Source organism: Streptomyces sp. NPDC058773 (assembly GCF_042746015.1).
GTDB lineage: Bacteria > Actinomycetota > Actinomycetes > Streptomycetales > Streptomycetaceae > Streptomyces.
Map to the genome: position 1 here is coordinate 86,129 of NZ_JBHYPE010000023.1, position 12,315 is coordinate 98,443.

Here is a 12,315-nt window from a genome sequence, read left to right on the forward strand (position 1 = left end):
TGAAGGCGAGCGGGGGGCCGGTCCGTGCAGCTGAGCCCGCCGACGATGCTCGCCTCGTACTCGGGCGTCGTGATTTGGAGGATGCGTGGACCTCGGCCCTAGTTCGCGGAGTCGTACCGCCGTCGCCGTCTCGGAATCCTCTGCCCGTGGGCAGTCCGGAGAGGACGAAGGGCACCGGAGCGCCGCGCAGGCATTACGGGCCGCCATACCCGAGGTGCTGGACACCTACCAGGACGGTCTGCTGCGGGTGGAGAGCGTCCTTGCCGAGCGGCCCGAGCTGTGGCAGTCGTGCCGGCGGCAGGCCGTGGCGATCCTGGAGGACTGCATCGCCACCCTTGAGAACGGGTGCCCGCCGGAGACCACGGAGGCGGAGGAGTACACCCGGCTTCTCGGCGCGAACCGGGCCCTGCAGCGGATTCCGGTCGCGGAATCGGTGCGGGCCACCGAGGTGTTGTGGTCCGCGGTTCAGCCTGCCGTGCACGCCGCCTCGGCGTCCGCGGCGCCGCAGCAGCGGGCGGTGATCTGGCAGAAGGTGAACGCGGCTTTCCGGGCCGCGGCTTCGGTGCGTCTCTACGCCGGAAGCCAGGGGTACGACGAGACCCGCGATCGCATCCTCGCCTCCGCCGACACCCTGCCCCGGGAGACACCGCCGCGCACCGCCCCCGAACCGGCGCGGGAGGACGAGAGCGACTCCCCGGAGGAACTGACCGCGCGTGAGCACCAGATCCTCGACGCGGTCGCGTGTGCCCTCACCAACCGGCAGATCGCCCGCAAGCTGGAGATCAGCGAGGGCACCGTGAAGCGCCACCTGTACAACATCTTCAACAAGCTGGGGGCGACGTCCCGTATGGATGCCGTTCTGAAGTGCGCGGAGCGACGGTGACCGCTGTTGCGGGCAGGGCCGCAACGGCCGGTGGAACGGCGCCCGCGTCACCACGCGGCCACCAGCGTCACGAGCATGACCGCGTTGGCCACGTACTGCGTGATCATGAAGGCCCGGTAGGCGTCGCGCCGCGCATGCCGGTCGCGGTGCTCGGCGCGACCGCCGCGCAGGCAGCGCACGATGACCCAGCCGGCTCCGAGAGCCAGCGGGAGGGTGGCCGGTAGGACGGCGGGGGCCCAGATCCACGCGGCCGTGGGGGCGCCGACGCCGACGGCCGTGGCCCCCGCGACCGCCAGGCGCCGGGCGGCGTGCAGGCCACGGGTGGCGGCGAGCGTGCGCCGCCCGGCCTCCGCGTCGCCCTCCGCGTCGCTGAAGTCCTTCACCACGGCACCGACCAGGGCCATCCATGCCGCCATGGCGGTGGCGAACACGACGGCGGGGGCGTCGAGGCCGTTGCCGGCCACGGCCGCGCCGCCCGCGTAGGACGTCCAGCCGAGGCCGAACACCACGATCGCGCACGGCAGGCTCGCCCGCTTCGCCGCCAGCGGCGGCGCGGAGTACACCCACCCCAGGGCCAGGAAGGCGAGGGTCCAGCCGAGCAGTCCGGTGGTCGCGGCGGACAGCAGCAGGGCGAGCAGGACGGCCGTCAGCGTGACCCCGGCGGCCTTCCGGAGGGAGAGGTCCCCTCGGGCGATGGGCCGGTCGGACCCGTTGCGGCGATCCTCCTCCACGTCCATCACGCCGTTGAACAGGTACGCGAAGACGCTCGCGCAGCACCAGGCCGATGCTCCGGCCAGGATCGACGGGAGGTCGGTGTCTCCCCGCGTCGCGAAGGCTGCTCCCGTCAAGAACCGTATGAGGAAGGCGATCTGGACGGTCGGGCGTGCTTCCATCCAGCACAGGTGAACGGCTCGCGCGGACTCATGAACCTTCGCCAGTCCGGGCGAACGACGACCGTCTAACATTCCGGTGAAAGCGATCATGTCTGGGAGAGTAAGAGGCCTCCGGTCGCGTCAGGGGCCTTCTACAACCAAGGTGACACGGGTTGACCGTCCTCGACGCGCCGCTCCGCACCTCCCTCTTGTGGGCCTTGGCGGCCTTGACCGACCTGCTGATCTTGTTGGCCTTGTTGGCCTGGTTGGCCTTGTGGTTGGACTTGTTGGACTTGTCGGCGCCGGGCGGGAGAGGCGGTCCCGTCCCGGGGCAGGGAGTGTTCGGCGCGGGCCACGGCGCTCGCCACCAGGAGCAGCAGCACGACGGCGACGATGCCCGGCACGCTGAGCGGGGAGCCGAGGGCGCCCTGGACGAGGTAGGCGAGGCCGGGCTGCGTGGCGAGCAGGGCCATGGTGACCGTGGCCGCGGTGCGCTGGGCCCCGACCTGGAGGGCGTAGAGCGGGATGACCACGCCGACGAAGGCGACCAGGGCGGTCACCCCCCAGCCCAGACGGGGCGGCTCGGCGAGCCGGTGGCTGGTCAGGGCCAGCGCGGCGAGCACGTAGGTCAGGTGGAAGCGGTGGGCCATCACGACGGACGGTGCGGTTCCGAGTTCCCCGAGCCGGCGGGAGAGCCGGGCGAGCACCGTGGCCCCGACGCCGGCGAGCAGGGCGAGTACGGCGCCGGCCGCGCTCGCGGCCGGACCGGACTGCCAGGAAGAGGTGTCCAGCAGGGAGGGCTGTACGGCTGCCGCGGTGACCAGGGAGGCTGCGAACAGGCCCACCGAGCGGGCCCAGTACGCGGCCGGCCGGGTCTCTCCCGCCAGGCGGGCGAGGGTGCTCGCGGCGAGGGGGCCGATGCCCGCCATCAGACTGGCCGCGAACGCCGCCGGGACCCACACCAGCGCCACGTACAGGCCGAGGAAGGTCACCGCGCTGGCCACATTGAGCGCGGCGAACAGGCGCCACGCCCCCGGGCCCGGCGACGGACGGACGGATGTGCCGTGCTTCGTCCGGCGCACGCGGTTGACCGTCAGGAAGAGCAGCGTGCAGCCGAGGAAGGCGAGCAGGGAGAAGCGAAGGCTGTCACCGCTGCTGATGCGGCCGGAGAGGAAGGCCTCCGCGGCGGCCTGCATCAGCACCGAGAACGCGATGAGGGCGTAGGAGGTACGCACGGTCAGGCAGCCGCTCCTTCCGGTTCCGGGGCGTGCCGCGGGTGGGCGGGGGCGTCGGCCATACGGTAGAACGCGTCGTCGTCCTCCAGGTGGTGGACGAACTCCAGCGAGCTGTGCAGCAGGTCCTCGTCCTCGTGGACGAGGTAGGCGATACCGGCGGCCCCGGTCGTCAGGGTCGGGTCGGGGATCGGGGCGCCGGTGGCGGGCAGCCGGTCGACGGAGTGGAAACCGGGCAGGCGGCGCAGGATGCGCGCGCCCTCCACGGAGGCGAGTACCCCGTCACGGAAGCCCCGCAGGAAGACCTTGGCGAGGGTGCGGCCACCGCCGTAGGGGAGGTCGAACCGGCGGGCGAACTCCTGGGGCCGCAGGAAGCGTTCGGCCACCAGATGCTGGTGGCTGTAGCCGAAGGCGGCGTGGTACGGGTCGGGGGCCAGGGACGGACCCATGACCCGGGAGTTGACCTCCACCAGCCGCGGTCCGGCGGCGGTGAGCATCACCTCGGTGTGCGCGGCACCTTCCTTGATGCCCAGGGCGTCGAGGCAGCGCAGGACGTAGTCGACGAGGTCGCGCTCGTGCCCGTCGAGTTGCGGGCGGGAGACGATGTGGCGCAGTACCGGGGCCCCGGCGATGGTGTCGATGCGTTCCCGGTAGACCTCCGTGAGCAGGTGCCGGCCGGCCATGCTGACCGTGTTGACGATGTACTGGGTGCCCGCCAGGTACTCCTGGAGCAGCAGGTCGGTGTTGGTCTCCCCCATGAGGTTGGACCGCAGCAGGGTGGCCTCTACGGCAGCCCGCGCCTGGGTGCGGCCGGTGACCACGGTGCAGCCGTCACTGCCGGCGCTGTCGCGCGGCTTGATCACCAGTGGTGTGCCGGGAGCGGTGTCCCACTCGTCGAGCGCCGCGTCGAGTGCGGCGACGGAGGCGACCGTGCGCGTGCGGGCCGCCGGTACGCCGGCGTCCTCCAGGGCGCGCACCATGAGCTCCTTGTCGCGGCGCGCGGCGGCCAGCCGGTGTTCGTGGTGCGGGAGTTCGAGCACGTGGGCGAGCTCGTCGGCGAACAGCACGCCCCGCTCGCTCGCGGCGATCACCGCGGCGACCGGTTCGTCACGCAGCATCTCGGCCGCCTCCTGCACGGCGCGGGCGCCGGTGTGCGTGAGCAGGTGGCGGTGCGGGGCGGTGTCGCCGGCGTGTTCCGCGTGCAGGGCGGCTTCGTAGAGGTGGAGGACGCGGGCGCCCTCCTCGCGGAAGGCGGCGGCGAGTTCACGGCCGGTGGAGACCGGGTCGACGAGTACGTACATGGGGATGCCTCTCGTAGCGGGGTGGTGCGTTTCGGGCGCCGGGTGGCCCGTGCGGTGCGGGCCGCGAGGTGGCCCGGCCGGGTCAGGCGGTGGCCAGGGTCCGTGCCACCACGTCGGCCTGGGCCGCCGCGGTCCACAGGTAGTTGACGATGGCGGTACGGGCTCCGCCCGCGGCTCCCACCATCCAGATCCGCTCCGGTCCGCCGCCGCCTGGAGGTGTGAGCCGCAGCCGGGCGTCGGTGGGGGGCGGAGCGCAGTCGGGAGAGCAGGCGGCCGCACCGAAGGCGAGGAGGGCGGGCCCGTGGGTGCACACGGCGGACGGCCGGTAGCCGGACGCCGCCACCACGTGGGTGTAGTGCTCGGCAGGCCCCTCGGGGAGCCACCGGGCGTGCCAGCCGCCGCCGGGCGCCGGAGCGAGCGAGGCGGGGGTCCCCCGCCGTACCACGAGGCGGCCGGCGACCCCGTGCTGCGCCAGGGTGCGGGCGCTGGCGACGGGAATGGCCGAGATGTGGCGGGCGATCAGCGGGCGGAAGCGGGTGAGCAGGCGCTCCCGGTCGCGGCGTGGCCACCCCTCGGTCCAGTCGTTCACCGCCTCGATCAGTTCGGCGATGACGGACTGCCAGGCGTTGGCGCCCGTCTCGGTCTGCCGCAGTTCGGTGCCGAGCCGCTGCAGGGCTTCGGGTTCGGTGCCGAACTGCTTGCCGAGGGCGGGCGAGGGCCGTGGGGACACGCTGCGCACGGCCCGGACCAGGAGCTTGGTGAACGCGCGGTCGAAATGCGGCGACCGGGGGTCCAGCGCGCGCAGCCCGGCGAGCAGGCCGGCCGGGCGGGCCGGCCGGCACAAGTGCTCCCGTACGGCGGGGAGTTCACCCGAGGGGGAACACAGGGTGACCTGCCGCTGTGCCGTGCACAGCACGAGAGCGGCGTCGATCGCGGACAGTTTGGTGCCCAGGATCAGTGGCCTGGCGTCCTCGGGCAGTGCCCGCAGGCGGCCGGAGGGGTAGGGGCCGGGCAGCAGATCGGGGTGGTCCGCGTGGGCACGCAGTTGTTCCGGCATGCGCGGCTGGTCACCTCCTACCGCCACCACCACGTCCGTGGCCTCCAGGGTGCTGCCGTCGTTCAGGGTCACGAGGTAGCCCCGGCCGGGCCCTGCGGCAGGCCGCACGGTGTCGACCCGGGCCGTCACGTGGCGCACCGCGCAGCCGCGTGCCGCCAGTGTCCGGCGCGTCTCGGCGAAGCGCTCACGGCAGTACTGGCCGACCAGTGCCCGCGGGACGAAGTCGGAGCGGCTCACCGGCCACCCCCGCCCGGCCAGGTAGTGCAGCAGGTCGGACTGACCGGCCCGGCGCAGTGAGGTGACATCGACGGAGGTGTTGCAGCGCAGGCGCGGGTCGGCGGTGCCGAAGGCCACCCCGAACCCGACCGGCCGGGGGTCGGCCACCGTCACCGAGTCGGGTCTGACGTCGGCGTACTGCGCAAGCTGATGGAGCACCGCGGTGGCGGAGGCTCCGCCACCGACGACGATCAGTCGTCCGCCGGTGCCCAGAGGGCGCCTGTCCACAGGGTGTGTCTCCTTTCTCTTCGATGGGACGGGTGTCACGTGTGCCTGGCGGCGGTGCGCAGCCAGTCGGCGAACGCGGCGGTGGTCAGCAGGTCGGAGTGGCCGCCGGGGAAGGTGCGGTGGGCACAGGGACCGGTGGTGGCGTCCGCCCACTCCCGTATGCCCTCACCGGAGGTGAGCGGGTCCGTCGCGCCACGGGCGGCGAAGACCGGGCATCGCGGATGCGGCGGCGGGGTGGTGCTGTAGTGCGCGAGCAGGCGCAGGTCCTGCAGGGCGGCGTCGAGGACGACGTCGTGCCATTCGTCGGACGGGTCCGGCAGCAGGTGGGGGTCGATGCGCTCCAGGTAGGCCGCCACGGCCGGCCGGTCCGACACCGCGTCCTGCGGGACGGTGAGCAGCCGCGGCGCGTTGGCACCGGCGACCACCAGCGCGTCGACGGGGATTCTGCGCCGCTCCAGTTCCGCCGCGGTGGCGTGCGCGACGTAGGCACCGAAGCTGTGGCCGGCCAGGATCACCCGCTCCGCGGGCAGCTTCCGCGCCTGGTCGGCGCAGGCGTCGACGATCTCGGCGAACGTCGTTTCCTTGCCGAAGTCGCGGCCGAAGCGGCCCGGGTACCGGGCGATCTTGGCGGCGGCCCCCAGCTCGTCCAGGAGCGGTGTGAGCTCGCTGCCGAACGATCCCGCCCCGGGCAGGACGAGGATCCCGGGTTGTTCCGTGGTCACTGGTGTCTCCTTTCCTCTCTCGGGCTTTCGGGCCTGCGGGATCAGAGGGTGAGGCCCAGCTCGTCCATGATCATCGCGATGCTGATCGCGCTGATCCTGAAGTCCCACTTGTCGGCCGCCGCCGGCCGGTCCAGGCAGCCCGGCGTGAACAGACCACTGGCCTCGACCAGGGCACACCAGTCGTCCCAGGTGCGGGAGTTCGTGCTCGACTGCAGGTCGTAGGCGGTGAAGCCGTGCTTTCCGCGCTGCAGGACGGACTGCGGGACGATGCCCTCGTAGGCCGATCGGAGGCACGCCTTGCCCTCGAAGTCGGCCATCTTCCGCTCGTCCTCGACCTGGAGGGCGAGTGCGACGACGGAGTTGCCGAGAAACGGGTAGCGGCCCTCGACGGAGTGGCGCATGAGCATCGCGTCCCCGTGGTCGCCGAGAAGGTGGCCGGACATCTGGACGTACACGTCGGCGATCGAGCGCAGCTGCATCCGGGAGAGCTGCTGCACTTCCTGGTCGGAGAACGGGATGAGCCGTGAGCGCCAGAACTCGTCGCCCGCCAGGGCCTCGCGCGCCGGGGGCGTCAGGAAGTCCTCCCGGCGGCGGGCGGCCTTGTCCCGGTCCACCTCCCATCCGAAGTCCGGCCGGCCCCATGCCTGTTCGTTCTCGGCGCAAGAGGTGCGGCGTGCTCGGGCCAGGCCGTCGAAGGCGTAGGAGTCGTAGCCGAAGAACAGCTCGTCGGCGCCCTCCCCGGACACGACTCCCTTGATTCCGGCGTCCCGTACGCCGCCCGCGAGCATCATCGCGGCGACGTTGTAGGTCTCGCGCTGCGGGTAGCAGCAGTGCCGGACCATCTCCTCGAACCGCGCGGTGATGTCGTCGTGGCGGCAGGCGATCTGCTCGTGCTTGCTGCCGACGGCCTGTGCCACCTCGCGCTGGAAGCGGCCCTCGTCGAGGCCGGGGTCGTCGAAGACCACCGAGAAGGTACGCACCGGCTGGGCGGAGAGGGCGGCCGCCTCCATCACGATCGCGGTCGAGTCGAAGCCGCCGCTCAGATACGCGCCGATCTCGACATCCGCTTCGAGGCGGGCCTTGACGGATTCCCGCATCGCCTCGCGCAGTTCCGCGCCGGTGACGGGTGCGGCCGCCGGGGCGAACTCACCGTAGCGCCAGTAGCGCAGCGTCCGGCTGCCGTCGGCGTCGAACCGGACGGCGCACCCCGGGGGGACCGCCCGGACCCCTGCCACGAGGGTGCGCGGAGCGACGATGTTGCCCAGGGAGAGGTACTGGTCGACGGCGCCCAGATCCACCTTCCGTGACCGACGGGCGCAGCGCACCAGCGGCTTGAGCTCCGAGCAGAAGTGAACCTGGGAGCCGTCCTGGGTGTAGTAGAGCGGGCAGATGCCGAAGCGGTCCCGCGCGAGGTAGAGGGAGTTGTCGGCGCGGTCCAGGACGACGGTGGCGAACTGCCCGTCGATCAGGTGCAGTCCCTCGAATCCGTGGCGCGCGAAGAGCTCCGGGACGACGGAGACATCGACGCCGTTGCCCCGCCCGTCGAGCCCCAGACGCTCCCGCAGCGCACGGGCGTTGTAGATCTCGCCGTTCGTCATGGCGACGTAGCGGCCGCCGCGGTCCTCCGCCGGCTGCCAGCCGTCGGTGAGACCGGTGAAGCCGAGGCGGCCGAGCTTCGCGCAGATCGACTCGGTGTTCAGTGAGTAGGTCTCGTCCGGCCCGCGGTGCACCAGCTGTGCGTGCATGGCCGCGGCAACGCTGCGGTCGGTCACGCCGGACGGGGAGTAGGTCCCGCACACACCACACATGTCGCTCACACCTCCCGTGTCCGCACGCGGTCGATCAGCACCTTCAGGTTCTCCGCCCTGAGGACGTCGCGTACACCGGCGTCCATCCAGCCGAGTGTCTTCAGCTTGTTGACGAGGAGGACCGTGGAGGCCGAATCGCCTCCCAGGTCGAAGAAGTTGTCCTCCGCGGACGCGTCGTCCACACCGGTCAGGTGGCCCACCAGGGCGAGGATCTGTTCCTCGGGCCCGGCGCTCCGCCCGGCCGTGCCCGACCGCTGCCGGCCGGCCCGCAGGGCGTCCCGGTCGACCTTGCCGTTGCGGGTGTAGGGCAGGGCGTCGACCTGGTGCAGCACCGAGGGAACCTTGTACGGGTCCAGCACCGCCTCCAGGTGCGCGCGCAGCTCGCGGGGGGTCGCCTCGCCCTGGTAGTGGCACACCAGGGCGTCGGCCGCCGAGGGGTCGGCACCGTCGTACGCCTCGGCGTCGACCGCCGCCTCGACGACGGAGCCGAGCCGGCAGGCCGCGCTCTCGATCTCCCCGGGGTCGAGACGGTAACCGCGGACCTTCAGCTGCCGGTCCAGACGTTCGACGAAGTAGTACTGACCGCCGCGGAACTCGACGATGTCGCCCGTGCGATAGACGCGGTGCGCGTCGTCGTCGAAGCGGCGCAGGCCGCCGGAGGTGAGGTAGCCGATGGCCACGCTCGGCCCGGTGATGAGCAGTTCGCCCCGGGTGGGGCCGGAGCCGGTCGCCGGCTCGCCCGCCGCGCCGGACAGCGGGACCACCTCCAGGCCGCAGTCCCCCACCACCGTGCCCAGGGGCACGGCGTCGGTGCAGTCGCCGGGGTCCAGCGGGGCGCTCAGGAGATTGCAGACGGTGCTCTCCGTGGTCCCGTAGGCGTTGTGGAAGCGCGCGTGGCCGGCCCATTTGCGGACCACCGCGGGACGGCAGGCCCCGCCGCCGTTGAGCACGTGCCGCAGGCTCATCGCCGCCGTCGGGTCCGTCGCGGTCAGGGCGTACGGCGTGGTCTTCAGGTGGGTGACGCGGTACTTCTCCAGCGTCGCCTGGAGGACGGCGCCGGGGCTGAGGTGTTCCTCGCCCAGGACCACCAGGCACGCGCCGGCACACAGCGTCCACAGGATCTCGGTGAGGCATCCGTCGAAGGTCAGCCGGGCGAACTGGAGCGTCCGGCACTCGGGCCCCAGTTCCAGGACACGCAGATGGTCCTCGATCACCCCGGCCAGGGGGTCGGCGCTGACCAGCACGCACTTGGGCTCACCGGTCGAGCCCGAGGTGTGGATGGCATAGCCGACCCGGTCCTGGGGCGGCACGATCGGTGTGCCGACCGGCCCGGAGCGGCCCTCGGTGGGGGTGCGCCACTGTGCGGGGGTGGGCACGAGCACGGGGGAGTCCGCCCCCTCGGAGGTCTCGGCGATCCACTCCACGGCGAGTGAGGAGACCTTGGCGTGGTTGGACGAGGCACTGTCGCGGGGGTCGAGGAACACGAACGGGCGCTCGGCCCGCAGCGCGGCGGCCAGGGCGATGACGGAGGCCGGAGTGCGCACGGCCTCGATGCCGATGAACTCGCCGGGCGACGAGAGCGTGTGCATCTCGTCGGCGAACTCACTGACCCTGCGGCCGAATTCACCGTAGGTGACGACGCCGTCCGCGGTCTCGATGGCGGCGCGGTCCGGGTGGCGTTCGACCGCCAGGAAGAGGGCCTCCGCTACGGAAATGCGCTGTGCGGTCACGGTCTCAGCCCTTCACGGAGTGGGAGAGGGAGCCGACGCCTTCGACGAGCGACGTGATGGTGTCGCCCGGCTCGATCAAGGCCGCCCCCGGAGTGCCGGTGCAGATGACGGTGCCGGGCGTGAGGGTGCGTCCGGCGCTGAAGTACTCGACGAGGTAGGCGAGGTCGTACTTCATCTCCGCCACGGGTGCGGACGCGACGACCTGCCCGTTGCGTACGGTGGAGACCCGCGTCGCCCGCAGCGCCTCGTCGTCGAACTCATCGAGCGTCACCAGCTGGGGGCCGACGCTGCAGAACGTGTCGAACCCCTTCGCCCAGGGGATGTACCGCGGGTTCTCACGGATGACGTCCTCCGCGGTCAGGTCCAGGACGGCCGTCACCCCCGCGATCACCGACCGCCACTGCTCACGCCGTACGTTCTTGCACTCCGTGCCGATGACGAGCCCGAGTTCCGCCTCTGCCGTCACCCGGTCGCTCTGTGCGGGGAGTTCGATCGGACCGCCGTTGCCGATGAGGCAGCCCCGCGGCCGAAGGTACGAGCCGGGGCCGGAGGCGGGCTGCTGGGTGCTGAGGTCCTGGGAGTGTCCCAGGTAGTTGAGGCCGGCCCCCCAGATGTCGCCGGTGTCGGCGATCGTGGCGGCCTCCTCCAGGTGCACGTCGAGCGCGTCGGCGTCCGTCGCCCGCTCGATGAGCCCGGCGAGTTCCTGCCGCTGCTCGGTGCCCAGCAGGTCGCCCAGACGGGTCGGCAGTTGCCGGCCCGCGGCGGCGGCCAGGGAGGAGACCGGTATCCAGCGGTCGCGGTGGGCCACTACTGTCCGTGGGCCGTCCTGGGTGTTGATGCGTGCCAAGCGCATGACGTTCCTCTCGAAGTGGGTCGATGAAGCTGTCGATGGAGCTGTCGATGGAGCTTCAGGCCGCGACCGCCTGCCGGGAGAGAAACTCCGCGGCGGCTCGCAGGTCGCTCTTTTCGGCGCTGTGCCGGGCCAGGCCGACGGCGGTCTCCATCAGCGGGGCCGGATCGACCGCGAAATCCCCGCAGAGCTTGTCGATGAGCGGGAAGTATCCGGAATGAATGCCGATGACACCGCCGAGGACCTGCATATTGCGGTCCTCCGGGAGGAGTTCCAGGCTGGTGCGGCAGAAATGCGCGAGCTGGGCCAGTTCCTTGTAGTCGAACCGGTCCTCGCCGAGGACGCGCATGATTCCGGCGAGCGATTCCGTCTCCGCATTTCCGGCACCGCGCCCGATACCGTCGAGCGTGCCGTCGGCGATCGCCGCGCCCGCCTCGAAGGCCGCGAGGCTGTTCGCGTTCGCCATACCCAGGTTGTCGTGCCCGTGGAATCCGACAACGGGGCAGATCTCCTTGGCCACCTTCACGTACCGGCGTACGTCGGCAGGCATCATCGAGCCGCAGGAGTCGACCACGTACAGACCTGCCACGTCGGGTATGTCGCGGAGCAGTCCGGGCAGTTCCTCGGCCGGGGTACTGCTGGTCTTCATCAGGTTGAGGTGGACCTCGCCGCAGATCTCGGTGGCCCGCTCGATGTAGTCGAGGTGCTGCTGGACCTTGTCGGGCTCCATGCCGATCCGTACGAATGACATGCCTTCGTTGCACAGGTCGGCGAGCGTCTCCAGCCGGCTGAAGCCGGGCTGGGCGAACATTCCCCAGGGCGTGGTGGACAGCTCCTGGCCGGCGATCTCACACCACTGCGGCAGACCGATGTTGCTCGCCTTGATTCCGGACCGCTCCGCCTCGAAACCGAGACCGTGTCCTACCTCCACCCTGTTGATGGGTGTCGACTCCAGCCGGCGCAGCAGCTTCCTGACGAACCTCTCGTCGAGCTGGAAGTCGACTGCGTAGGAACCGTCCCGCAGTGTCGCGTCGAGAATCTCGACCCTTTGTGCCGGGAACTGCGGGGCGCGGGATTCATTCATCTTCGTCCTCCGAAGCACTGGGAATGGGTCCGCTTGATCTCCACGGATATGACTCGACCATGCAGCACGCGGCGGCGTACCGGGGCGGCATACACCGAAAGGTGCGGGGCGGCTCCGCGCGGCCTACACCTTTCGTTGCAATTCCCGGTCGAGGCCGCTCAACCCCGCTCTTCGGCCTTTACGGTCCGAGTGTCGAATGAGCCGCTTCGCGAGGGGATTTCGCGTGTGGCGACGGACGCCCGGTGGCGTTCGCCCGGGCCCTTCGACCCCAC

The 12,315-nt window shown here is 71.5% G+C and carries 10 protein-coding genes; 1 reads left to right on the forward strand and 9 read right to left on the reverse strand.

From position 1 onward, the window contains the following. Positions 1-214 precede the first annotated feature (214 nt). Complete coding sequence (locus tag ACFW5B_RS20860) at positions 215-883, forward strand: LuxR C-terminal-related transcriptional regulator (protein WP_386441407.1); 669 nt, start codon at positions 215-217, stop codon at positions 881-883. A 47-nt stretch (positions 884-930) separates the two neighbouring features. On the opposite strand, the gene ACFW5B_RS20865 is transcribed toward ACFW5B_RS20860, so the two are convergent. From ACFW5B_RS20865 to ACFW5B_RS20905, 9 genes are all read right to left on the reverse strand, one after another. Beyond that, positions 931-1,776 carry a UbiA family prenyltransferase gene (locus ACFW5B_RS20865; protein WP_386441410.1) on the reverse strand — a complete coding sequence of 282 codons (846 nt, stop codon included), beginning with the start codon at positions 1,774-1,776 and terminating at the stop codon, positions 931-933. A gap of 131 nt (positions 1,777-1,907) precedes the next feature. Next, positions 1,908-2,990 carry a hypothetical protein gene (locus ACFW5B_RS20870; RefSeq protein ID WP_386441413.1) on the reverse strand — a complete coding sequence of 361 codons (1,083 nt, stop codon included), beginning with the start codon at positions 2,988-2,990 and terminating at the stop codon, positions 1,908-1,910. A gap of 2 nt (positions 2,991-2,992) precedes the next feature. After that, positions 2,993-4,288, reverse strand: a complete 1,296-nt coding sequence (locus tag ACFW5B_RS20875; protein WP_386441416.1) for an ATP-grasp domain-containing protein — start codon at positions 4,286-4,288, stop codon at positions 2,993-2,995. Between the two features lie 82 nt (positions 4,289-4,370). Further along, a complete protein-coding gene (locus ACFW5B_RS20880; RefSeq protein ID WP_386441420.1) occupies positions 4,371-5,849 on the reverse strand; it encodes an FAD/NAD(P)-binding protein in 1,479 nt (492 codons plus the stop codon). Between the two features lie 35 nt (positions 5,850-5,884). After that, positions 5,885-6,571: a thioesterase II family protein gene (locus ACFW5B_RS20885; protein WP_386441423.1), complete on the reverse strand. Its 687-nt coding sequence runs from the start codon at positions 6,569-6,571 to the stop codon at positions 5,885-5,887. A gap of 41 nt (positions 6,572-6,612) precedes the next feature. Next, the gene (asnB, locus tag ACFW5B_RS20890) at positions 6,613-8,379 is read right to left on the reverse strand and encodes an asparagine synthase (glutamine-hydrolyzing) (protein WP_386441510.1); all 1,767 of its coding nucleotides are present in this window, start codon (positions 8,377-8,379) and stop codon (positions 6,613-6,615) included. Positions 8,380-8,384: 5 nt separating this feature from the next. Further along, a complete protein-coding gene (locus tag ACFW5B_RS20895) occupies positions 8,385-10,109 on the reverse strand; it encodes a non-ribosomal peptide synthetase (protein ID WP_386441426.1) in 1,725 nt (574 codons plus the stop codon). A gap of 4 nt (positions 10,110-10,113) precedes the next feature. Further along, positions 10,114-10,962 carry a fumarylacetoacetate hydrolase family protein gene (locus tag ACFW5B_RS20900; protein ID WP_386441429.1) on the reverse strand — a complete coding sequence of 283 codons (849 nt, stop codon included), beginning with the start codon at positions 10,960-10,962 and terminating at the stop codon, positions 10,114-10,116. 55 nt (positions 10,963-11,017) lie between these two features. Further along, positions 11,018-12,043, reverse strand: a complete 1,026-nt coding sequence (locus tag ACFW5B_RS20905) for a hypothetical protein (RefSeq protein ID WP_386441432.1) — start codon at positions 12,041-12,043, stop codon at positions 11,018-11,020. Between the last annotated feature and the right edge of the window lie 272 nt (positions 12,044-12,315).